Source organism: Niastella yeongjuensis (assembly GCF_900110245.1).
In the GTDB taxonomy this organism is placed as follows: Bacteria; Bacteroidota; Bacteroidia; order Chitinophagales; family Chitinophagaceae; genus Niastella; species Niastella yeongjuensis.
In genome coordinates this window covers 213,676-237,830 of the sequence record NZ_FOCZ01000005.1, presented here as the reverse complement: position 1 = coordinate 237,830, position 24,155 = coordinate 213,676, and the positions used below count along the sequence as shown (strand labels likewise).

Here is a 24,155-nt window from a genome sequence, read left to right as displayed (position 1 = left end):
ATTTATTGACATGAATTCATTTAAACATATAGTACCGGTGTTGTCGACCCTGTTGCTGGTATCGTGCAAAAAATTTCTGGACGTGCAGCCGATCGATTCGGTTTCAGACGGACAAACCATCATTGATAAAACCTCAGCAGAAACAGCCACCCGTGGTTTGTACCGCGCTTTGTCTGCCGATGGTTATTATGGTGTAACATTTCAATCTATTGGTTATTTGTCGGGCGACAATGTGCAATGGACAGGTTCACAATCGATCGTGCAACAATTCATTTCCCATAACGTACGGGCCGACAATGCCAATGTTGCCTCCGCATGGAATGCGATTTATGCTACTATTAACCGGGCTAACCATATCATAGCCAAAGTGCCCAATTTAACCGATCCTTTATTAACGGAGTCTTTGAAAAACCAGTTGACCGGTGAAGCCTATTTTGTAAGAGCGCTGGCTTACTTTGACCTGGTGCGTACCTGGGGTGGCGTGCAACTGGCGTTGACCCCTACCAATTCTGCAAACGATAAGAATGGCATCAAGCGCAGTTCTGTTGCGGATACCTATGCGCAGGTGTTGAGTGATCTTACTGCAGCCGAGCCGCTGTTACCGGAAACCACCAATCGTTATCGTGCTACCAGGAAAACAGTCTGGGCATTGCGGGCAAGGTATCATTTATACCAAAGCGAGTGGGCGTTGGCGGAAAGTTATGCTACTAAGCTCATTGGCGATGGAACCAATTACAACCTGGTGAAACCCTATAGCGCTTTTTTTGCCAACAACGTAGTAGCCACTCCGGAATCTGTATTCGAATTATCGTACAGCACTACTTATACCAATGGCCATCGCAACCAATGGCAGCCACCTGCAAATAATGGAACACGTCAGTGGGCGCCCAGCGATGCGTTTTTGACGCTGGTGAATGATGCCACTATTGGCGGCAACCGCAATACACTGGTGGCCAAAACCGCTCAGGGGTTGTGGTATGGCAACCTGTATTATCGCAGTCCGGCCACCGACCCTGCTTATGTTTTACGGATAGCAGAACAATACCTCATCAGGGCTGAAGCGCGTGTGCAACTAAAAAATCTTAGCGGGGCGCTGGATGATCTGAATGCGGTACGGAGCCGTGCCGGGCTTACTGCCAGCACAGCGGTTACCCAGGGCGAGATCTTACTGGCCATTGAAAATGAAAGAAGGATTGAGTTTGCCTTTGAACCACACCGCTGGTTCGATCTGTTGCGTACCGATCGTGTAGCGGCGGTGTTGGGTGTTACCGATAAAAACAAATATGTGTTGCCCATTCCCGCATCGGAAGTACTGATCGATGGTTCACTGGAACAGAATTTCAATTACTAATAAATCATTCAAACCATGAATGCGCCAAATATCAACCAATGGAAGGGCTATGAAAAAATAGCCTTCCGTTTTTTCTTTCTCTATTTTTTGTTACAGGTGGTTCCGCTCGACTGGCTCTACTACCAACAGGTATTTGCCATTAACTGGGCGCACCTGAAGTACAGCGATATCTTTCTGTTGGCCCACTATATGCCGCAGTTTATTGCGGGTGCGCAAAGTTTTGCCGGTTGGGGTATAGTGGCAGCGATAGCAGCGTTAGGTACTATTGTTTGGACAGTAGCCGACAGTAATCGCACGGCTGCTTACAATAACTTGTATTACTGGATAAGAGCCATTGTTCGATACAGATTAGCGATCGGGGTGATTGCTTACGGATTTCTAAAAGTGTTTCCCTTGCAATCACCGTATCCTTCTTTAAGTAACCTCAATACCAGTTACGGCGACTTTACCCGTTGGAAATTGTTCTGCATCAGTTTGGGTATCGTGCCCGGGTATGAGAGCTTCCTGGGTTTTGTAGAAGTGACCGCGGGCTTGTTGTTGTTATGGCGCAAAACCGCTTCAGTAGGCGCGGTGATCATCCTGTTGTTTACGGGCAATGTGTTTATGTCGAACATTGCCTATGAAGGTGGGGAAGTGGTGTATAGTTTATATTTGATCGTACTGGCGCTTTTTGTGGTGAGCTGGGACCTGCAACGGATCGTTAACTTACTGGTTTTACAAAAGCCAACCGCTCCCAATTACGTTCGTCCGGTTTTTACAGCTAGGTGGCAGGTATATGCTCGGTGGGGTTTGAAAGGAGCGGCCTTCTTCTTTTTTGTACTGCTGTATAGTTTTAAAACCGCTTCTGGTTATAAACACGATCCTTACCAGTTTCCTGTAACAAAAGGGCTGACAAAAACAGCTGGTCTTTATAATGTAAGTTATTTCCGCATCAATACCGATACCATTGCTTATTCCAAATATGATCCGGTCCGCTGGCAGGATGTGGTGTTTGAAGAATGGAACACCATCAGCATCAGGTCGAACAGACCGGTACACATCGACTCGAATAATGTGGAGCGGATCAATGCAGCCGATGCCGATAAATCCTATGAACTGGAAGGCGCCATTGGCCGGCATTATTACAGCTATACCGTAGATACTGCGAACCGGTTGTTGACCCTGCAGAATAAGAACCGGTTTTATAAAAATGAGCAATTGCAATTGCATTATACAAGACCCAATGACAGTACCATTCAGTTGTATGGCATCAATGAAAATAAAGATTCGGTATTTGCTACGCTGCAACAGATCCACAAAAAATACCTGTTGAAAGAAGTAAAACGTGCGGGACGGAGTAAATCATTAAAACTGTAGGACCAAAAACTAAAAACTATGTCACTCGTACAAAATACATTCATAGAAACAGCGCCGCTGGCAACACAGGTGAATGACAATGGAAAAGCCCGTGCTGCTGCAACCACCAAACCGGTTGCTACCAGCTGGTCATCTACCCAAAAGATCTTATTCAGAATAGCCTTTATATTCTTTGTCTGCATTTCCATTCCTAATAGTGTAGAGTGGTATAAACTCGTTGTGCACATCGACTGGACGAGTTTGCACTACCGCGACCTGTATGATATTGCGCGTTTTGGATCGGGTATCAACCTGTTTGGGAATAAGTTGTTTGGCAGTACGTTGCTGGGGTATGCCAACTGGATCATTACACTGATCGTTGCTGCTGCGGGTGGGTTTATCTGGACCTGGATCGTAAATCGTCGTAAAACCGCACGTGCCGAATACAATCTGTTGTATTACTGGCTGCGGGTAGTAGTGCGGTACCGGGCCGGCATTGGTATTATTGGTTTCGGTTTTACCAAGCTGTTACCCGTGCAAATGCCTTATCCATCATGGGGCGTGCTTAATACCAATGTGGGTGATATGACCGCCCAGAAATTGTACTGGTTGTCTATAGGTATTGTGCCCTGGTACCAGATCTTTGCCGGTGTGGTAGAGGTAGCGGCCGGAAGCCTGTTGTTCTTCAGGCGTACTACCACTATTGGCTCCATTCTGTTGTTTGGTGCACTTGGCGATATCGTGTATGTGAATTTTGCCTATGATGGCGGTGTGCATGTGTACAGCAGTTATTTTGTTTTGCTGGCTGCATTTTTACTGGTAAACGATCTCCCGAAATTATACAACCTGCTTATTTTGGAAAGAGATACGGTGCCCGTTAATTTCTACCCCGTGTTCAACGCAAAGTGGCAGCGTTATGGAAGGTTGGGTTTGAAAGCGGCTACCATCTTTATCTTCCTGGTGGTGTTGTTCTATTTACAACTCATCAACTTCTGGTACGATCCTTATAAACAACCTTCTGTAGCAGGCGTAAAACAATTGCGCGGTAATTATGCGGTAACAGAGTTTCGCATCAATAATACCCCCATTGCTTACAATCCGATCGATACCGTTCGCTGGCAGGAAGCCACTTTTGAAAAATGGAGCAGTCTTACTTTCCGGATCAACAAACCAACCGCACTCGATCTGTCTAATGGCGGAGGTGATCCGCAACGCGACATCAACCGCACTTTTGAGCTGACCGGTGTGGCTGGCGGGCAACGGGTATTTCATTACTATGCTGATACAATAAACAATGTGTTGTACCTGGAGGATAAATACAAAGAAGTGCCCGACAGAAGAAATCGTGCTGCAGGCGTAGGGGGCGATGGGGGCACCGACAAGAACCTGGATTCAGATCGGAATAAGAAGAAACAAGAGAAAGCAAAAAAGCAAAAAGACACGGTAGATAAATTCATCCCAAAAGAAGCCTGGAAAAACATTGGCAATGAAGTAGCGATGATAGATAAGCGGGCTGCATCAACGAGAAGGGACCGCGAATTTGCAGAAGCACCTAAAAATGAAAAGCGAAACCGCATGTTGCTACACTATGAAACTACTGATGGTTCACGCGTAATATTGAAAGGTGTGAATGAAAACAAAGATTCCATTTATGTAGTGCTCGATCGTATTAATCGTCCATATGCATTATCGGAAAGCAGTTTACAGGCAGGAAAATATTAAGCAAGGGTATGAATAAATTGTGGATCGTGTTTGGTTCTCTTATTATGTGGTCATGCAATAATAAACCAAGGCATGTAATTGTATCTGCAGAAGGCAAGGTTGTCTATACAGACTCCGCAAACTGGCCAGCCAGCTTTGGTTTGGGCCGGCCGGCTTCCTCTTCAGACATTGCTAAAATGGACCTGGATGTACGGCCTGATGGCAAAGGACTGCCGGTTGGTGAAGGCAATGCAATAGCAGGCAAAGCCATCTATTTGACCAAATGTGTTGCGTGTCATGGTACGGACACCACTTCTGGTGATGCCAAATTATTAGGACCGGTGTTGATCAGTACCAAGCCGGGCAAAGGCAAAACCATCGGCAATTACTGGCCTTATGCCACCACGTTATTCGATTATGTACGCCGGGCCATGCCCTATAATGAACCTGGCTCATTAACCAACGAAGAAGTGTATCAGGTGACGGCCTTTCTGTTGCAGGCAAATAAAATAATAGGGGAGCAGGACGTGATGAATGCGAAAACGCTGCCTAAGTTAGTGATGCCAGCACAAAAACGGTTCATCCCCGATGACCGGAAAGGCGGCCCGGAAGTACGTTAATGAATTTTAGATTGCTAATCAATGAACATGGCAGTGGAAAACAAACAGGAAAATAAATTAAGTAAACCAATCAGCCGCAGGATCCTGCTGGGTGGCGCTGCTACGGCTGCCGTGGTGTTGTTGAAATCATCGTACGGGCAGGTAGTACAAAAAGCGATCACTCACGCTGAATTGAAAATAGCTGATCCAACAAAAGTATTGGGGCCACCACCGGGAGCGCTGGGTACACGGTCGAAATTTGAAACGCCTGTGAAGAAAGCCTCGGATATTTCATCCCGCACCCCGCTGCAGGATTTGTTTGGGACCATCACCCCATCCGACCTGCATTATGAGCGGCATCATGCCGGTGTGCCGGTGATAGACCCCCACAGTTATAGCTTAACCATTCATGGCATGGTGGATAAACCATTGGTGTTTTCGCTGGCCGATCTGAAACGGTTTCCGTCAGTAACAAGAATATTCTTTGTAGAATGTTCAGGCAATTACCGGGGTGGTAAAGCAGAAATGACACCGCAGGAAATTTGCGGTCTTACCAGTCAGAGTGAATGGACGGGCGTTATGTTATCGACCCTGTTCAGAGAAGTAGGCGTAAAGTCCAAAGCCAGCTGGTTTTTAGCGGAAGGATCGGATGCCGCAGTAATGACGCGCAGTGTACCGGTCAATAAAGGCTGGGAAGATGCCATGATCGCTTACGCCCAGAATGGGGAGGCCATTCGCCCGGAACAAGGGTACCCGGCCAGATTATTGCTGCCTGGTTGGGAAGGCAATACCAGTGTAAAATGGTTACGGCGCATTGAATTATCTGACCAGCCATTTATGACCCGGGAAGAAACGGCCAAATATACCGAGGGGGTGAAAGACGGAAAGATCAGACAGTTTAGCTTTGTAATGGATGCGCGTTCTATTATTACCTATCCGGCTTATCCGCAGCAGCTGCAAAAAGGATGGATGGAAATACGCGGCATTGCCTGGAGCGGTCGTGGTAAAATATATAAAGTGGAAGTAAGCACCAATGGCGGAAAGACCTGGCAGGATGCACGGTTACAGGACCCGGTGCTGGATAAAGCACATACGGCCTTCCGTTATTTGTGGGAATGGAAAGGGGGGGAAGCCGAGTTGTTGAGCCGTGCCATCGATGAAACCGGTTATATACAACCCACCATGAAACAGTTGACCGATGCAAGGGGACAGGATATGGGTGGGTACCATTTGAATCCGGTAACCTCGTGGCTGGTGCAACGGGATGGGAAGGTGTTGTTTAAATCGGAAAAATAGTTGATAGGGCTGATATGGGCCGCGTCGCGGTTTTTCTGCCTTCTGCCCTCTGCCTTCTGCCTTTCAAATTAAATGAATGATATGAATACATATGATGCTATAGTAGTAGGTTCTGGTCCTAACGGACTGGCTGCCGCCATTACCTTACAACAGGCTGGTGTATCGGTGCTGTTGCTGGAAGGTAAGGAAACCGTTGGCGGTGGATTGCGTACTGCTGAAATAACTTTACCCGGATATTTACATGATATCTGTTCGGCCATTCACCCCATGGCAGTGGCGTCTCCGTTTATGTCGAAACTGCCATTGCATGAACATGGGTTGGAATTTATATATCCCGATGTAGCTGCTGCACATCCTTTTGATGACGGCACGGCCGCGGTTTTAAAAAAATCAATTGACGAAACTGCCCGGTTGCTGGGCGAAGATGCAGGTGCTTATACAAAACTCATCAAACCCCTTACAAAAATATGGCCTGAGATAGCGCCTGATGTATTGGGTCCTTTCCATTTTCCCAAACACCCATTGGCAATGGCGCAGTTTGGTCTGCAGGCATTGACATCGGCTAATTATTTGTCGCGCAAATTTCATACGGCAAAAGCAAAAGGTTTGTGGGCTGGTATGGCGGCACACAGTATACAGCCCTTAACCAATGCAGCCACTTCGGCTATTGGTCTGGTATTGATGACAGCCGGACATTTGAAAGGCTGGCCGGTGCCCAAAGGAGGGTCGGTATCCATTGCCAATGCATTGGCTTCTTACTTTGTTTCCATAGGTGGAAAAATAGAGACCAACAGTTATATAAGATCGATCGATCAATTGCCGGCATCAGATGCGGTGTTGTTCGATGTAACCCCGAAACAATTATTACAGATCGCAGGAGACCGGTTCAGCCCAACCTATACAAAACAACTGCAACGCTATCGGTATGGCATGGGCGTGTTTAAGATTGACTGGGCATTGCAGGAACCTATTCCATTTACCGCGCCTGAATGCCGTAACGCTGGTACCGTACATATCGGAAATACTATAGAAGAGATTGTTGAAGGAGAACGGTTAACAGCTGCAGGTATTCATCCGGAAAAACCATTTGTATTATTGGCCCAGCCAAGTGTGTTTGATGCAACACGAGCGCCGGCTGGTAAACACACGGCCTGGGCTTATTGCCATGTGCCAAATGGTTCTACCATCGATATGACAAGCGCCATCGAGAACCAGGTAGAACGGTTCGCCCCGGGTTTTAAAGACCTGATCATTGGGCGGCATACCTACAACACCCTGGAAATGGAAGCCTATAATCCTAATTATATTGGCGGCGATATCAACGGGGGGATTATCGATCTGCGGCAATTGTACACCCGGCCCGCTATGCGCTGGTCGCCTTATACAACACCGGCCAAAGGAATATACATCTGTTCTTCCTCAACACCGCCGGGAGGGGGTGTGCATGGCATGTGCGGGTATCATGCAGCCCGCAGAACCCTGCACGATGTATTTGATATAGATATACAAAAAGATTAAACAGAAAATATTAACTTGAAGGAACGGGATTCCTACAGCTATAAAATAATTATAACATGTCGTACCAGAACGCTAACGTAGACAACCTTACCACCAACGAGATCATCAATGAACCGGCTCCTGCAAAGAAATCCTTTTTTGCAGCTTTTACCGAAGACATCTGGGCCGTGACCATTGGCAGCACCATCATTGTGGCCATATTGTTATTGTCGACCCTGGTAACCGGGTTCAAATTGCAGTTGCCGGTATATCAATGGGAAACTACCGGTGACCTGGTAAATAAAGTGCTATCGCTTAAAAACATACTGGTGATCCTTCAAACAGGATTGATCTTCCTGCTTTTGAGCGGAACTGCGATTGGTTTATCGGGTGGCAGCATTAAGAATTTTGCAGCCGGGTTTGCTCTGATCTATGTACTGGCCATTATTGCGCAGGTGATTGCGGGCAACAAGCTGGTTGATTATTACGGATTAGAGTATGTGATCTTTGCACTGGTACTGGGTTTGTTGTTTGGTAATGTAATTAAACTGCCAGATTGGATGAAAGAAGCAGCCCGTTCAGAATTCTTTATAAAAACAGGGTTGATCATCTTAGGCGCCGGTACCTTGTTCACTGATATAATTAAAGCCGGGATGCCCGGGCTTTTGCAATCGGTGCTGGTGGTAAGTGTGGTTTGGTTTGTGGCGTTATGGATAAGCCGTAAACTAAAAGTAGATGATGAATTTGGTGTTATCCTTGCATCGGCTGTGGCTATTTGCGGGGTATCCGCAGCTATTGTGGCTGCCGGCGCTATTAAGGGCGATAAAAAGAAGTTGTCGTATGTAACTACGCTGGTATTGCTGGTGGCGGTTCCCATGATGGTATTGCAACCCTGGCTTGTAAAAGTGCTGCATATTCCCGAGATCGTTGGCGGCGCCTGGCTGGGTGGCACCCTGGATACTACGGCCACCGTAACCGCCGCTGCAGAAACAGTAGGAGAGAAGGCTGCCAAGGCCGGGGTGATCGTTAAATTCTCCCAGAATGTATTGATCGGCGTAGCTGCATTTTTTATTGCCATCTGGTGGACTTACCGGAAAAACACTGCATCGGAGACCGCAGAAAAGCCAGGCATTGGTGTGGTATGGGAACGCTTTCCCAAGTTTGTATTGGGTTTTGTGGCGGCATCCCTGTTATTCTCCTTTTTAATCCCAACAACTGTGACTGCCAATGTAGGCGGAACCTTAAAAGGACTGCGTACAGTATGGTTCGCTCTGGCCTTTGTATCTATTGGCCTGGAAGCCCGTTTCAGCGATCTGGTAAAAACTGAAGGCGGCCGGCCTGCCCTGGCATTTATCGGTGCACAGTTCTTTAATATCCTGTGGACCCTGTTATGGGCTTACCTGCTGTTTGGCGGCATCCTGTTCCCGGTCCCCGATATAAATTAACCCCCATCTATAAACATTTGCATACCGGGATATTGGTAAGGGATATGTATTTTAGCTGCCGAAAATTAATACCATGCAGCTTATTCGATATTCACTGTTTATTATCAGTATCCTTTTCCAATGTTCCGGGTATGCACAATCCGCCAGGGTGCGGGAAGATTTCGACAACAACTGGACCTTCCATTTGGGCGAAGTAGCCCATGCCAAAGATCTTGATTTTGAAGATGCGGCCTGGCGCAAACTGAACGTTCCGCACGACTGGAGCATAGAGCTGCCATTCGACTCAACAAGCCCTACCAATAATGGTGGCGGTGCCTTACGGGGCGGACTGGGTTGGTATCGCAAAACATTTACGGTACCGGCCACCGATAAAGGCAGGATCATTTATATAGATTTTGATGGCGTATACCGCAATAGCGAAGTGTTTATCAACGGTCATTCGCTGGGCATGCGGCCGAACGGGTATATTTCTTTCCGTTATGAGCTTTCCCAGTTTTTGAATTACGGCGGCAGGAATGTGATTGCCGTAAAAGTGGATAACAGCCAGCAACCCAACAGTCGCTGGTACAGCGGCAGCGGTATTTATCGCAATGTATGGCTGGTGAAAACCGGTACTACCCATATTGAGAACTGGGGTTCCTATGTTACTACGCCATCCGTTTCAACTTCCTCTGCAAAAGTTACTGTTACCACTTCATTAACCGGCACGGGTGAATATTGTGATGTTACCACCACCATTGTCAATGCTGCAGGTGCCCCTGTTGGTACACAAACACAAAAAGGCCTGCACATAGGTTCTTTACAAACCCTGCCGCAAACATTCAGCATAGCAGCACCCGTGCTGTGGAGCCTTGAAAATCCCTACCTCTATAAAGCTGTTACCAAAGTGATGAGCAAAGGCAAGGTGACAGATGAGTATACAACCACCTTTGGCATTCGCAGCTATAAATTCGATGGAGACAAAGGATTTTTCCTCAATGGCAAACAGGTGAAAATTGTAGGCGTGTGCAATCACCACGACCTGGGTTGTTTGGGCACGGCTGTAAATACCCGCGCATTGGAACGGCAATTACAAATTTTGAAAGGCATGGGAGTGAATGGTATTCGTACCTCGCATAACCCGCCCGCGCCTGAGTTGCTCGATCTGTGCGATAAAATGGGTTTTATTGTTATGGACGAAGCCTTCGATATGTGGAAGCGGTCGAAAACGCAATTCGATTACAGCAAAGACTTTGACGAGTGGTACAAGCAGGACCTGAAAGACCAGGTATTGCGCGACCGCAATCACCCTTCGGTATTTATCTGGAGTGTGGGTAATGAAATTCCGGAGCAACATGCGAAAGAGGGCGATACTTCCGGGGTGGCTTATCTGCGCGAAATGCAACGGATCATCCGGGGCCTCGACGACCGGCCAACCGTTACCGCCAATAATCATATTGACAATAATAATCAGCTGTTAAAATCAGGCATTAATGAATTGATTGGTTATAACTACCATCATGAAAGCTGGACCCCGGATGCCGTACAGCAAACATGGGGACACAAACCATTTATCGTAACTGAATCGGTATCGGCTATACAAACAAGAGGTCATTATGATATGCCTTCAGACAGTATGCGCATGTGGCCGCAGCGGTGGGACCAGCCTGTAAAAAACGCCAATACCGACCTTACCTGTTCTGCCTATGAAAACTGTTACACGCCCTGGGGTGCTACCCATATGGCTACGCTGAAAACGTTTTTAAAGTATGAAAGCATCGGCGGGATGTTTGTATGGACGGGTTTTGATTATATAGGCGAACCGACCCCTTATCCCTGGCCGGCCCGCAGTTCCTACTTTGGTATAGTTGACCTGGCCGGTTTTCCGAAAGATGTTTATTATTTGTACCAAAGCCTGTTCACTACCAAAGACGTATTGCATGTGTTCCCGCACTGGAACTGGAAACCCGGGCAACTGGTTGATATGTGGGCTTATTATAACCATGCTGATGAAGTGGAGCTGTTTGTCAATGGCAAATCGCAGGGCATAAAAAAGAAAGCCGGCGATGACCTGCATGTAATGTGGCGTGTGCCATTTGAAGCGGGCAAGGTAGAAGCCGTTTCGAGAAAGAATGGAAAAGTAGTGGCCACCCAGGTGATCATAACTGCCGGGGAGCCAGCGAAAATAATTTTACAGGCCGATAGAAATGCGATAAAAGGCGATGGAAAAGACCTGTCGTTTGTTACGGTAAAAGTGGTGGATAAAGAGGGCAACCTGGTGCCCGATGCAGCCAATAAAATTCAATTCAAAATAACTGGTCCTGGTTTTATTGCTGGCGTTGATAATGGCTGTCAAACCAGCCTGGAGTCATTTAAAGGCAGCGAACATGCCGCATTCAACGGATTGTGTTTGGCGGTAGTGCAGTCGAATGGAAAGCCGGGAATAATAAAACTGCAGGCGCAGTCGGCAGGGTTGGCTGCAGCAGCCATCGATATTATGGGTAAGTAGTGATCACTTACCCCCTAAAAATACTTTACCCGAACTTCAAGCATGTACCATATGCTTGGGAGTTCGGGCAAAAGCAGCGAATATCTTCTTAAATCAATAACAGTGTTGCTAAAACGGAAAGATTGGCTATTTACTATTGGAAACAGCCAGCTTGTAACGACTGGAAGGTATCAGCAATTAACTCGCTGAATTTCTTAGACGTTGTGGAAGGCGCAACAGTGCCTTGTTCAGTTAATACCACGTTACCAACCTGGTAAAAATTAGTAGTGTTGTTGTCGAAGATCTTAGTCACGCTATTATTTTTGAAATAATAGCAACGGCTAAAGTTCAACGAATCGGTGGTAAACACGAAGTTGGCTTTCATGATCTCTTTGTTAGCCTTGCTGTAGAACAACTCAACCCAGTATTTGCCTTCACGGGCTTTCCCACGGAAAGAAGCATGATCCAAATAACTATTTGCATCAATACCAGATACCATTGAGTCGATGGTGGGCTTTTGGTTAACAAAATTGATCATTGGCTGAGCCGGCGCCTGAGTGGCTGTAGTTTTATTACTAACATACTTTGCTGTAGTATTTTGGGCCAGGGCAGGTACGGCGGCTACGGCGGCAAGAAGGACTGTTAACAATCCAGTTTTCGTTTTCATCATACGAATGGGTTTTATTAAAACTACACAAGTTTCCCGGATTCTGCAATAGCTATGCCAAAAAAGGTTTTTTGAGGGTATGCATATCAGTTTTGACTTTCTTTTATATGTACTGGAATTCAACAGATTGCAGCCCTGCTAAATTTTTCAGCCGGGTGATTAGGGAATCGTTAGAATTTGGTTCGCCCCTATAAAAACACTAAAAGGTAATGGCCGGCGTTACTAAGAGTTATTAGTTATTGTAGTGTAAAAAGCACGGTGAAACTTTTGAACAGCTTGTTTTCATCACGTGTTTTAACTTAATTTCGCCCGCAATTTTCCCTTGACAAAACGCACAAAATCGTAACACACTCAATGAAATCAATAACCTGGTTCACGCGCCCTAGTCGCCTGGTTGTAGCAGCCTGTCTGCCGTTTATTATGAATGCCTGTTCCAGTGGGGAGGCCAATACCGGTAGCGCCCAAACAGCCGATTCAACAGCAAAACCCAAAGCAGAAGAAAAACCTGCAGTTGCTGATGTAACCAAACCTGCTTTAACGCTCGACACTGCGCTTTTCGATCGTAATAACACGCACCTGGCCAACGGTGATTCCTCTGGCAAGTGGCCCGTTAAAACAGCTTATCCCAACCCGGGTGCTGTTTTGCCTTATAAAAGAATTGTAGCTTATTATGGTAACCTGTATTCAAAGAATATGGGTGTACTGGGTGAATATCCACCAGATGAAATGCTGCAAAAACTGGGTGCTGAAGTGAAAAAATGGGAAGCAGCCGATCCTGCTATGCCGGTTCAGCCCGCCCTTCACTATATCGCTGTAACTGCCCAGGGTGCTCCCGGCAGAGATGGCAAATACCGGTTGCGTATGCCGTTTAAACAAATTGATTCCATTCTGGGAATGGCCGCGCGCATCAATGCCCTGGTTTTCCTGGATGTGCAGGTAGGTTTCAGCAACGTACAGGCTGAAATTCCCCTGTTGGAGCAATACCTGAAATTGCCGCACGTTCACCTCGGTATCGATCCTGAGTTTTCTATGAAAACAGGCAAAAGACCCGGTTCTGTGATTGGCACCATGGATGCAGCTGACGTAAACTTTGTAAGTGATTACCTGGCTAACCTGGCCAAAGCCAATAACCTGCCCCCCAAGATCCTGGTGGTGCACCGCTTTACCCAGAACATGGTAACCAATTACAAAAACATCAAAACAAACCCCAATGTGCAGATCGTAATGGATATGGACGGCTGGGGCGAACCTTCGCTGAAACACGATAGCTACAAAGCATATGTTTGGAGAGAACCTGTTCAGTTTGCCGGTTTCAAACTGTTTTATAAGAATGATATCCGCAAACAGAACAGCCACATGTTAACACCACAGGAAGTGCTGGCAGAAAAACCACAACCGGTGTACATACAGTATCAGTAAAATAAAACCAACAGGTTTTTAAAATATGAACCCTCCCGGCTAGTCGGGAGGGTTTTTTATTTCATCGTTACTTTCCCTTCGCCGGTCGATACATAATATGGCACTTTGTGTATTAAGGTGTATATTTAAGTACTCTAATTAAACCCTTCAAAACCCGGTTTTTTGGTCCACGGGCGGTTCGCCCCCAAATCCTGTGACAGCATTATTTAATTAAGAAGACCAACCAGTTCAGGATAATTATCGTACAAAATAGAATACAAGACTTTTTTGTGGCCCCTATTAAAACTTTGGATGAAAAAATATTTACTCAGTTTTGCTGCGGTCCTTATAGCGGCATCTGGTTTTTCCCAGCTGCAGACCTGTCCAACTAACATCAATTTTGGAACGGGCGACCTTTCTTTTTGGTCAGCCACAACCGGGTTGATGGGCGGGCCCACTCAAAGTTATCCGGCGCCTAATGTCGGTCTTACCACGATCCCTGAATATTCTATCGGTAATACAGGCGTACAGGTGATCACATCGCCGGGCACTGATCCGTTTGGCTTTTTTTCCACCATTCCTACTATTAACGGGTATGCTTACAATTATTCCATCATGCTGGGCTCAACGGCCACCTCACGTACCCTGGGGCAAACCGGTCGTAATCCCGGAGGTTTTACCCGCGCTATTACTTATATTATCAATGTGCCGCCCGGCTCTACAACAGATCCCTATACCATGACCTATGCCTACGCCATGGTGCTGGAAAACGGGACGCATAATTCAAACGAACAACCCCTGTTTAAAGCAACTTTAACTACACACGATAGCATTATAACCTGCGCCTCGCCCGGATATTATCTGCCCACTTTCAATAATGCGGCAGGTGGAAATGGCGGGTCTGGCACCGGCGCTACGCTCGATTCTGCAGGAGCCAAGGCCAATGGGTTTAGCAACAGCCCTGTTCCGTTCATGAACTTTTCGGGCAACAATACCAATGGCACCCTGCTGTATGATGTTTGGACGAAGGGCTGGACCGAAGTTACCTTTGATCTGTCGCCTTACCGGGGCCAGCAGGTTAACCTTACTTTTGAATCAGATAATTGCAGGCCCGGTGCTCACTTTGCCTACGCTTATGTGGCACTGCGTAATACCTGTGCCGGTTTGGAGATAAGCGGAAAACAAATAGCCTGTACCAATACTACAGTTGAATATTCAGTGCCGGCACTGGCAGGCGCTACCTATGACTGGACGGTTCCCACTGGATGGACGATCAACTCAGGGGCCAATTCCAATATTATCAATGTAACCGTGGGCGCCAACGGCGGCAAAGTAACCAGTCATGAAGTAAACGGCTGTGCCGATCTGCGCGATACGATCGATATTACTACCAAGCCGCCTACCGTGGCCGGCAGAATAATGAGCGACACCACCATTTGTTCCGGTATCAATAACGTTCCGTTATCCGCGGTAGATAAGGTGGGCGGCGTGTTGAAATGGATATCTTCAACCGATGGCATTACCTGGAATGAAATAGCGGTCGCCAATGACAAGTATTCCGCACAGAATCTGACTGCATCGGCCCGCTATGCGGCATTGGTACAAAACGGGCCAGCCTGTACCATCGATACAAGTACCGCGGCCTTTATAACGGTAGATCCCAAATCGGATGGCGGTAAAATAAGCCCTGACCTTACCAATGTGTGTTTGAATGAAACAACCCAGCCATTATTGTCATTGATAAACAATATCGGGGCAGTATTGAACTGGCAATCTTCTTTGAATAACATCGGCTGGGGTAGCTTTTCACCAGCGTATCAAAATCCTACTTACCAGTCGGGGCCCGTTTCTCAAACGATGTATTATCGGGCGATAGTGAAAAGTGGGGTTTGTCCGCCAGATACAAGCGATGTGGCAACCATTCGCTTTTACAATGTGCCGGCGCCGGCGGCCACTATAGATCCTGTAAACAGTTCTATCTGTTATGGTAAATCGGCTGTATTGAACGCTACAATTACAACCGGAACCAATTATGCCTGGAGTATCAATGTGCCTTTATCGCCCGGTGGTAGTGGGGTAGTGCCTTCACTGCCATACAGCTTAAGCACCACTGCAAGTCCAAAAGCAACTTCCAATGTGGTATTGTCGGTTACCAATGCCGGTTGCCCCAACGCGTTAAAAGATACTTTTCATATAGATGTTACCAACCCAATTATTGTAAGTGCAGGTAATGACACGGCTGTGGTGATTAACCAGCCCCTGCAATTCAATGCTACGGTAAATGATCCTAATGCCAATCGCTGGACCTGGGAGCCGCCAGCTGGTTTGAATACTTCCAATATTCCTAATCCGGTTGGTTTGTACAATGAAGGTGCACCGGCGGCGATCACCTATGTGGTAACAGCGGAAACGGCTATCGGCTGCACCGGGTCTGATACGATCACTGTAAAAATATTTAAAACCGAAGCTTCCATCTTTATGCCATCAGGCTTTACGCCAAACCACGATGGGCGTAACGATGTGATCCGCCCCATACTGGCAGGCGTTAAACAATTGATCTACTTCAGGGTATACAATCGCTGGGGACAACTGGTGTTCAGCACCAGTGAAGTAAACAAGGGCTGGGATGGAAACCTGGGTGGTTCCGAGCAGTCGTCCCAGAATTTTGTATACATGGTGCAGGCAATCGATTATACCGGCAAGGTGATTGTGAAACGGGGAAGTTTTGTACTGGTACGCTAATCCTGTGCATTAAAAATGCTGTACCCCGCAATTATTACAATAAATTATCAAGTTTTTGTTTCTGCATAAAAACCGCACTAAATGACATAAACCGCTGTGGAAGTTGTGTTGCTAATACGGTTTATGTATCTTTTTTTTGACACATGCATAATTTGACATAACGATAACGCTATCATTAACCGAGAATTAAAAATTGATTGCAAATGCAATTAATTTTTTTTTGCTTATAAGGTGCCGTATGTATAACTTGGTGCCATTACTAACTGAATTTCTCTGTTTTATCTACGTTCCTTTGACCACCCCAAAGAGTACAATATGACAGATGAACTAATTATGCAGAAATTCCTGGCTAAGGATTCTGATGCATTCAATGAGGTGTATAATAAACTTTATCGCAAATTATTTCTGTTTGCCAACAGCCTTATTGCCAATACTGAAGAAGCCCGGGATATTGTGACTGAATCGTTTATCAAACTTTGGTCTCAGAATAATCATTTTTCCAATATGTCTCACCTGCAGGTGTACTTCTACACCGTTATAAAAAATGCCTGCATCGATTATTTACGCCGTGATAAGTTGAAAGCGAAAATGGAGAACCGGCTGGTTAAAGAAGAACACATAAGCGAAAACATTATAGAGAAGAAATACCAGGAAGCTGAGCTGGTGCAGATCCTGTACGAACGCATTAACCAGTTGCCCGACAGAATGCAACAGGTGTTCAAGCTCACTTACCTGGATGGGTTCAGCAGAACGGAAGTGGCGCAAATGTTGAATCTGTCAGAAAATACGATCCGTAATACCAACGCTGCTGCCATGAAAACACTTAGGTTAACCCTGGGGGTTGAACAGGTCATGATCCTGATCTTCATCACTTTTCTGTTTATGATGGCTGCCTAATGGTAAGCACGTACGGTCTTCTTTAATTCCCTGATTTGAAATTTGTTACTGCGCTGATTTTAATATCTACCCTCCAGGAAGTACAGAACTGCACAAAAAAAGTACAAAAATTAACAAAGGCACTGGTACAAAGTTTCCACTCATCCGTATTTATATAGCCCGGAGCTTTGATAACCCTGATAAATCATTGTGTAATGAAGGACAATAGCATCATCAACGAAATAATCATTAAAGTAGTTATCGGTGAAGCCCTTACTTCAACGGAACGCACAATGTACGACGAGTTTATAGCCGATGAAGGGAACAGGGAACTGGTGGAGAAATTCAAAAATGGGGATTACCAGCTTCAAAAGTTGAAGGAGATACATGTTATTGATGTAGATGGCGGGAGGGCCATTATTGAGGCAGAATTAAATCGGAATTATGGAAAGCAGGTAGATATACAAAGAAGGCCGACGAGAAAGATATTTCGGGATGTAGCAACCTCAGCAGCAGCAGTATTGGTTATACTGACTGCTGCTATTTTTTTATGGCGGTATTTCAATCATGATAAGACCATCAAAGTTAAAGAGGAAGTAAAAACGATAGCGGGAAAGATCATTGGGCCTGCTCAACGAATGGCCGCTCTTACTTTGTCCGATGGCAGCAACATACTGCTTGATAGTACCAAAGCCGGGCAGTTGGCCCAACAGGGCGGAGCGGTTGTTTTGAATAACAACGGTACGTTGCAATACCAGGTCAAAACAACAGCACCGGAAGTTTTATATAATACGCTTACTACTGCCTATGCCCAAACTTATGACATCGTACTGGCCGATGGAACAAAGGCATGGTTAAATGCCGGCGCTTCCATCAAATACCCGGTTACATTTACCGGCAATGAAAGAAAGGTTGAAATAAGCGGTGAAGTATATTTTGAAGTAGCCCACAATCAGAATAAGCCATTTATAGTTCATGTCTCCGGTGAAAAAGGACCAATAGATGTACAGGTTTTAGGAACCCATTTCAATATCAACGCCTACGATGAGGAAGCAGTAATAAAAACCACGCTGCTCGAAGGTTCCGTACAAATCAAACACAACGATTATCAAACCCTGCTTACACCTGGTCAGCAATCACAGGTGGGCAATGGTGTTCCCCAGGTAATAAATAAGGTCAATGTAAATGCAGTTGTTGCCTGGAAGAACGGCGTATTCAGCTTTGAGAATGCCGATATCGACGTGGTGATGCGTCAATTGATCAAGTGGTACGATATTGAAGTAATATATGAAGGCACCAAACCTTCCGACAAAATAAGCGGTGACATGCAACGGAGTTTAACGCTGCCCCAGGTAGCTGAGAACCTTGAATTTATGACCGGTCTGCATTTTAGAATTGAAGGTAGAAAATTGATTGTGCCGGCAGCATCACCCGATAATTCCCAAAAGAACACTAAGCAATCTAAATAACCTCATTTCTATTTTCCCCCTATGCACATTGCTCAATAAAAAACATTTTTGAAAAACCCGCTTAGCCATCTTAAAATTAAAAACACCTATGAATTCTTAATCATGTATGACCATAAAAGAAAGCCGGTATGTCCACGAAACACACCGGCTGAAAAAGGTCAATAACAAAACCGATTAGAATCCTATTATTCAACCTTTCAACACCTAAGGTATGCAATTTCGCAATTACCTGCCGGTTTTTATTGCTTGTAGCACCGGTCAGCCCATTAACCATTTAAAATCGCTCGTAAGCAAACAATTCTTACGAATTATGAAACTAACTGCCATCCTGTTAACCATTGTATTGTTGAATGTAAACGCAACGGGCGTGTCCCAAACCGTTACATATTCAGGCGATAACATATTGCTTGAAAAAGTATTTACCGTCATAAAACAGCAAACGGGCTATTTGTTCCTGTACCCGGCCGATGTGGTCAAAGACGCTTCAAAAGTGAGTATACATGTAAAAAATGCTCCATTGGAAGAGGCGTTGACCCAGGCGCTGAAAGGCCAGCCGCTCAGATACATGATCCAGAATAAAACGATCGTGATCTCAAAGAACAGGGAGGCTGGTGACAATAAGAAACCAGATGATAAGAATATAATAGCACCGCCGGTAGATGTAAAAGGGCGGGTATTAAATCACAAAGGCGAGCCGCTCGCCGGCGCCAATGTAAAAGTAAAGGGATCTTCCATTGGCGGTATTACCAATGCCGATGGCGTTTTTGATCTGAAGGGAGTGGGGGAACAGGCCGTGTTGGAGATCTCTTATCTGGGGTTTGAAACGCAAACTATAAAAGTGGATGGAAGAACGAATCTGTCTGTACAGTTAACGCTGGAAGTAAGTGAAATGGCCAGTGTGTCTGTATCAGTATCTACCGGTTATCAACAGATCCCAAAGGAAAGAGCTACCGGTTCTTTTGTTCAGATAGATAATAAATTGTTGAACCGCAGTACATCATTAGATGTAGTGGGCCGGTTGGAGGGAGTGGCGAGTGGGGTGGCGTTTAACCGCAACAGTACATCAAGTCAGCCTACTTTAACTATCCGGGGCAGAAGCACCATCTTTGGCTTTGCACAACCATTGATAGTTTTGGACAATTTTCCTTATGATGGAGACATTTCCAATATCAATCCCAATAGCATTGAATCCATAACCATCTTGCGCGATGCGGCTGCCGCTTCTATTTATGGCGTGCGGTCTGCCAACGGCGTTATTGTGATCACTTCTAAAAAAGGAAGTGCTAACAAGGCCCCACAGGTTAACTTTAATACCAATGTTACTATCGGTGAAAAACCCAATATGCATTATTTCCCTTTAATGTCCTCCGCAGATTTTATTGATGCGGAAAAGGATTTTTTCTCAAGGGGGTGGTATGCCGGTCAGGAAAGCTCCTTAAGCAAATCGCCTTTGACCCCCGTGGTGGAATTGTTGATAAAGAAGCGGGATGGACTGATCTCCGCTGCTGAAGCCGATCAGCAAATAGAAGCCTGGAAACAAAATGATGCATTAGCTCAGTTTGAGAAATATTTTTTAAGGAACGAGGTGATCGTGCAGAATGCCCTGTCTTTATCGGGTGGTGGCGACAAATCGAAATACTTTGTAACATTAAGCTATGATAAAGATAAAAGCAGCTATGTAGGAAACAGTTTCGACCGGTTTTCGGTCAATGCTACCAATAGTTTTACCCCGTTTAAGAATGTTGATTTGAATACCGGATTGATGTATACAAACACCAAGCTGGTGAACAATAACCCTGGTATTAATGATGTTTTCACTTCAGCAGCCGGGAGGAAGTTTTATCCTTATGAGCAACTGGCAGATGAGAACGGGCATGCGCTTCCGGTTAACTATGGATTCCGCGATACCTACAAAGCATTAAAGGAAAGCCAGGGGTTTTTAGACTGGCAATACCGGCCATTGGATGAGCTCAATATGGCACACAATGTAACGCAACAGAGCTATAACCGGGCAAGCCTGGAGATCCGGAAAACATTTTCACCCAGTTTTAATCTTGAAGTGAAATACCAGTATGAAAAGCAATTGAAGAAACAGAATAACCTGCAAAGCCTGGCAACTTATTTCACGCGGAATCTGATCAATCTTTATTATAATCCCAGTGGTGCCACCGATCCGTTAAAATACCCCGTTAAGGTAGGCGATATCCTGGATCAAACCAACTCCGAACTGGAAGGCCATACGGGGCGTGCGCAGGCAAACTTTAACCATACCTGGCAACGACATAAGGTAAGCGCTATTGGTGGTTTTGAAGTAAAGGAACTGCATACCATCAGTACCCCCACTCGTTTTTATGGGTACAATGATGAAACGGCGGTTAGTAAACCGGTTGATCTGGTAACCCGGTTTCCAACGAATCCACAGGGTACGTTAGCAAGTCTCCCTCCTCCAGGTACGATAACCGATATAACAGATAGATTTCTTTCCTATTATGCCAATGGTTCTTATACATATAATGACAAGTATGTGTTTTCAGCCAGTGGCCGTTTTGATAATACCAATTATTTTGGCGTAAAATCAAATAACCGGTTGTTGCCTTTATGGTCAACGGGTGTTAAATGGAATGTGTCACGCGAAGGGTTCTTTAAAAGCAATCTGTTCGATCAACTGGCGCTGAGAGCAACTTATGGCGTTAATGGAAATATCAATAAAGATCTTACTGCTTATACAACGGTGCAGTATGGCACTGATGGGGTAACCAAGGCCACCAACGCTACCGTTTTTAATCCACCCAATCCTGCTTTGCGGTGGGAAACAGTAAATATGACGAATGTAGGAGTGTTGTTTACGTTAAAGAAAAGTGTGTTGTCGGGTACTATTGAATATTTTTCCAAGAAGGGTGATGATCTCTTCGGTGATGTGGCCATGGATCCTACTACCGGCATCACCGTTTTCAAAGGGAATGTATCGAATATGAAAGGGCAGGGTGTTGATGTTCAGTTAAATGGCAAGGTGGGATTGGGTAATCGATTTGGTTGGAACCCCGCCTTTTTATTCAGCTATGCCACGGATAAAGTAACAAATTATACAAAAGTATTTAATGCCCGTGCACAAATACTGGGCGGTAGTGGTGATATGTCAGGTATTGTTTTGTCGCCATTAGTCGGTCGTCCGGTATTAAGCATCTACAGTTATCCCTGGGGCGGACTTGATCCAACTAACGGTGACCCAATGGGGTACGTTGACGGGGAAAAAGTAGATTATAATACTGCATTAGGAAAGGCTACCCCAGCCAATCTGGTGTATAACGGTCCGGTAAACCCAACTATGGTAGGGGCTTTTAGAAATGATTTTTACTGGAACAGCTTTTCTGTGTCTGTAAATATCACATATAAACTAGGGCACTATTTCAGAAGGCCTTCTGTTGACTACGGACAGTTTTTGATTGCCTGGGCTGGTAACAAGGATTTTGTAAACAGATGGCAAAAGGCAGGAGATGAAGCATTTACGAATGTGCCGTCTGTTCCCGCTACACTTCCTACCAGCCAGGGTAACAGAGAATATAGATTTTATGCAAATTCAGACATCCTGGTACAAAAGGCAGATCATGTTAGGTTGCAGGATATTGTAATAAATTATGATCTTGAAAAAGAGAAGATCCACCGGCTGCCCTTTCAACGGGCGCATCTCTACTGCAATATGACTAATCTCGGTATTTTATGGCGTGCCAATAAATATGGCATAGATCCGGACGCCGTTCCCTTTACGGATACAAGAGTATTGCCACAGCCCCGTAGTGTGACATTGGGAGTCCGATTCGATTTTTAATAATTGAAAAAAACAGATTGACCTGTTCCTGTTCAATCAATAAAAATTATAACATGCTTAATTATAAATTATTGTTGTTTGTATTGGTGAGTATGATGATCGTGTCGTGTAAAAAAGGCTGGATTGAGATCAAATCCAATAAATCGCTGGACGTACCAAATTCAGTAGAGGATTTTCAGGCTTTATTAGACAATTCGTCCCTTATTAATGACAGCCGGCCGTCATTAGGAGAAGTCAGCGCTGATAATTATTATACTCCTTATACTAACTGGCAATCATGGAGTCCATATGATAAAAATGCGTATGTGTGGGCTGCAGATATCTATAACAACAGTCCTACCGATAATGCCAACTGGAATAATCCTTACCGGAACGTGTTTTACTCAAATATAGCGTTGGAAGGCCTTGAAGAGTATGAATTAAACAGGAAGGGAACAACGGAATGGAATAATGTAAAAGGGAGCGCCCTTTATTTTAGAGGAGAGGCGTTATTTTATGTATCGCAGATCTATACCCGGCCATATAGTTCAATTGCTGCTGATTATGCAGGCATTCCCTTGCGGTTAACTACAGCTATTGCCGAAACATCCGTACGGGCCGGTTTACAGGAGACGTACCAGCAGATCCTGAGAGACCTGCAGGGTTCATTGAATTACCTGCCGGATGTACCGGTGTATAAGGTACGGCCATCGAAACCCGCTGCTTACGCCTTGTTGTCGAGGCTTTACCTGGTGATGCAGGATTACCCCAATGCATTGCTGTATGCAGATTCCTGTTTAAAAAAAGTTGATTCGATATTGAACTATAATACATTATCATCAACAGCTAATTATCCCGTTCCCGGGCTCAACAGAGAGGTTATTTTTCAGGCTACCATAAACGATGATCTGCAGGGTGGGCTGGGGGTTAACTGTATTGTTGATTCGGTCCTGTACAAGAGTTATGATAACAATGACCTGCGAAAGACCATGTTTTATAAAACAGGTACCTCGGGCCAGATAAATTTTGTTGGCACCTATACAGGCGGTACAGCCAGTTCCGTAAATAAAGCATTTGGTGGTATTGCCACCGATGAGGTATACCTTACCCGGGCTGAATGTTATGCCCGGGCTGGCAACGTGGCGGCTGCCCTGAGCGATCTGAATAAGTTGATGATTGCGCGCTGGAGAACCGGCACGTTTGTTCCCTTTACTGCGGCTGATGCAGGCGAGGCCCTGACTATCATTTTACGGGAAAGAAGAAAAGAAACCCCGTTCCGCGGTTTAAGATGGCTCGATTTAAGAAGGTTGAACAGTGAAGGAGCCAATATAACCTTAAGCAGGACATTGAATGGTGAAAAATATACACTACCCCCTAATGACCCAAGATATGCACTGCCCATACCGCCTGATGTAATTAACTTGTCAGGAATACCGCAGAACGACCGTTAGATTGATTCAGAGCTTATAGTCCGTACCCGTTTTAATTTATTACCTATGACGTAAAC

Annotated in this window: 15 protein-coding genes; 14 read left to right on the top strand and 1 reads right to left on the bottom strand. The window is 45.4% G+C overall.

What is annotated here, in order from left to right:
- The first annotated feature begins 10 nt into the window (after nucleotides 1-10).
- From BMX95_RS15045 to BMX95_RS15010, 8 genes are all read left to right on the top strand, one after another.
- On the top strand, nucleotides 11-1,351 hold the full coding sequence (locus BMX95_RS15045; protein WP_081203267.1) for a RagB/SusD family nutrient uptake outer membrane protein: 1,341 nt from the start codon (nucleotides 11-13) through the stop codon (nucleotides 1,349-1,351).
- Between the two features lie 15 nt (nucleotides 1,352-1,366).
- Nucleotides 1,367-2,707 (top strand): hypothetical protein, encoded by a 1,341-nt coding sequence (locus BMX95_RS15040; protein ID WP_081203266.1) that lies wholly within the window; start codon nucleotides 1,367-1,369, stop codon nucleotides 2,705-2,707.
- A gap of 18 nt (nucleotides 2,708-2,725) precedes the next feature.
- Nucleotides 2,726-4,408 carry a hypothetical protein gene (locus tag BMX95_RS15035; RefSeq protein ID WP_081203265.1) on the top strand — a complete coding sequence of 561 codons (1,683 nt, stop codon included), beginning with the start codon at nucleotides 2,726-2,728 and terminating at the stop codon, nucleotides 4,406-4,408.
- 8 nt (nucleotides 4,409-4,416) lie between these two features.
- A complete protein-coding gene (locus BMX95_RS15030; RefSeq protein WP_081203264.1) occupies nucleotides 4,417-5,007 on the top strand; it encodes a c-type cytochrome in 591 nt (196 codons plus the stop codon).
- 27 nt (nucleotides 5,008-5,034) lie between these two features.
- On the top strand, nucleotides 5,035-6,282 hold the full coding sequence (gene soxC / locus BMX95_RS15025) for a sulfite dehydrogenase (protein ID WP_081203613.1): 1,248 nt from the start codon (nucleotides 5,035-5,037) through the stop codon (nucleotides 6,280-6,282).
- A gap of 81 nt (nucleotides 6,283-6,363) precedes the next feature.
- Nucleotides 6,364-7,800, top strand: coding sequence for a phytoene desaturase family protein (locus tag BMX95_RS15020; protein WP_280517378.1), 1,437 nt, complete (start codon nucleotides 6,364-6,366; stop codon nucleotides 7,798-7,800).
- A 56-nt stretch (nucleotides 7,801-7,856) separates the two neighbouring features.
- Entirely contained in the window at nucleotides 7,857-9,224 is a 1,368-nt protein-coding gene (locus BMX95_RS15015; RefSeq protein WP_081203262.1) for a YeiH family protein, read from the top strand.
- Nucleotides 9,225-9,297: 73 nt separating this feature from the next.
- Entirely contained in the window at nucleotides 9,298-11,712 is a 2,415-nt protein-coding gene (locus tag BMX95_RS15010) for a glycoside hydrolase family 2 TIM barrel-domain containing protein (RefSeq protein WP_081203261.1), read from the top strand.
- Between the two features lie 133 nt (nucleotides 11,713-11,845).
- On the opposite strand, the gene BMX95_RS15005 is transcribed toward BMX95_RS15010, so the two are convergent.
- Nucleotides 11,846-12,361 (bottom strand): Vir family protein, encoded by a 516-nt coding sequence (locus BMX95_RS15005; RefSeq protein WP_081203260.1) that lies wholly within the window; start codon nucleotides 12,359-12,361, stop codon nucleotides 11,846-11,848.
- 351 nt (nucleotides 12,362-12,712) lie between these two features.
- On the opposite strand from BMX95_RS15005, the gene BMX95_RS15000 reads away from it, so the two are divergent.
- The 6 genes from BMX95_RS15000 to BMX95_RS14975 all read left to right on the top strand — a co-directional run bounded on the left by BMX95_RS15000 (nucleotide 12,713) and on the right by BMX95_RS14975 (nucleotide 24,099).
- Nucleotides 12,713-13,777 (top strand): hypothetical protein, encoded by a 1,065-nt coding sequence (locus tag BMX95_RS15000; RefSeq protein WP_081203259.1) that lies wholly within the window; start codon nucleotides 12,713-12,715, stop codon nucleotides 13,775-13,777.
- 291 nt (nucleotides 13,778-14,068) lie between these two features.
- A complete protein-coding gene (locus tag BMX95_RS14995) occupies nucleotides 14,069-16,498 on the top strand; it encodes a T9SS type B sorting domain-containing protein (RefSeq protein WP_081203258.1) in 2,430 nt (809 codons plus the stop codon).
- Between the two features lie 315 nt (nucleotides 16,499-16,813).
- Nucleotides 16,814-17,395 carry an RNA polymerase sigma factor gene (locus BMX95_RS14990; protein WP_081203257.1) on the top strand — a complete coding sequence of 194 codons (582 nt, stop codon included), beginning with the start codon at nucleotides 16,814-16,816 and terminating at the stop codon, nucleotides 17,393-17,395.
- A 194-nt stretch (nucleotides 17,396-17,589) separates the two neighbouring features.
- Nucleotides 17,590-18,843, top strand: a complete 1,254-nt coding sequence (locus BMX95_RS14985; RefSeq protein WP_081203256.1) for a FecR family protein — start codon at nucleotides 17,590-17,592, stop codon at nucleotides 18,841-18,843.
- 211 nt (nucleotides 18,844-19,054) lie between these two features.
- Nucleotides 19,055-22,669, top strand: a complete 3,615-nt coding sequence (locus BMX95_RS14980; protein WP_081203255.1) for a SusC/RagA family TonB-linked outer membrane protein — start codon at nucleotides 19,055-19,057, stop codon at nucleotides 22,667-22,669.
- 53 nt (nucleotides 22,670-22,722) lie between these two features.
- Nucleotides 22,723-24,099 carry a RagB/SusD family nutrient uptake outer membrane protein gene (locus BMX95_RS14975; RefSeq protein WP_081203254.1) on the top strand — a complete coding sequence of 459 codons (1,377 nt, stop codon included), beginning with the start codon at nucleotides 22,723-22,725 and terminating at the stop codon, nucleotides 24,097-24,099.
- Nucleotides 24,100-24,155 lie beyond the last annotated feature (56 nt).

What these genes read in the sequence shown, in the direction of transcription:
- BMX95_RS15045 (WP_081203267.1), top strand. Translation starts at nt 11, where the DNA reads ATGAATTCATTTAAACATATAGTACCGGTGTTGTCGACCCTGTTGCTG.
- BMX95_RS15040 (WP_081203266.1), top strand. Translation starts at nt 1,367, where the DNA reads ATGAATGCGCCAAATATCAACCAATGGAAGGGCTATGAAAAAATAGCC.
- BMX95_RS15035 (WP_081203265.1), top strand. Translation starts at nt 2,726, where the DNA reads ATGTCACTCGTACAAAATACATTCATAGAAACAGCGCCGCTGGCAACA.
- BMX95_RS15030 (WP_081203264.1), top strand. Translation starts at nt 4,417, where the DNA reads ATGAATAAATTGTGGATCGTGTTTGGTTCTCTTATTATGTGGTCATGC.
- soxC (WP_081203613.1), top strand. Translation starts at nt 5,035, where the DNA reads ATGGCAGTGGAAAACAAACAGGAAAATAAATTAAGTAAACCAATCAGC.
- BMX95_RS15020 (WP_280517378.1), top strand. Translation starts at nt 6,364, where the DNA reads ATGAATACATATGATGCTATAGTAGTAGGTTCTGGTCCTAACGGACTG.
- BMX95_RS15015 (WP_081203262.1), top strand. Translation starts at nt 7,857, where the DNA reads ATGTCGTACCAGAACGCTAACGTAGACAACCTTACCACCAACGAGATC.
- BMX95_RS15010 (WP_081203261.1), top strand. Translation starts at nt 9,298, where the DNA reads ATGCAGCTTATTCGATATTCACTGTTTATTATCAGTATCCTTTTCCAA.
- BMX95_RS15005 (WP_081203260.1), bottom strand. Translation starts at nt 12,361, where the DNA reads ATGATGAAAACGAAAACTGGATTGTTAACAGTCCTTCTTGCCGCCGTA.
- BMX95_RS15000 (WP_081203259.1), top strand. Translation starts at nt 12,713, where the DNA reads ATGAAATCAATAACCTGGTTCACGCGCCCTAGTCGCCTGGTTGTAGCA.
- BMX95_RS14995 (WP_081203258.1), top strand. Translation starts at nt 14,069, where the DNA reads ATGAAAAAATATTTACTCAGTTTTGCTGCGGTCCTTATAGCGGCATCT.
- BMX95_RS14990 (WP_081203257.1), top strand. Translation starts at nt 16,814, where the DNA reads ATGACAGATGAACTAATTATGCAGAAATTCCTGGCTAAGGATTCTGAT.
- BMX95_RS14985 (WP_081203256.1), top strand. Translation starts at nt 17,590, where the DNA reads ATGAAGGACAATAGCATCATCAACGAAATAATCATTAAAGTAGTTATC.
- BMX95_RS14980 (WP_081203255.1), top strand. Translation starts at nt 19,055, where the DNA reads ATGCAATTTCGCAATTACCTGCCGGTTTTTATTGCTTGTAGCACCGGT.
- BMX95_RS14975 (WP_081203254.1), top strand. Translation starts at nt 22,723, where the DNA reads ATGCTTAATTATAAATTATTGTTGTTTGTATTGGTGAGTATGATGATC.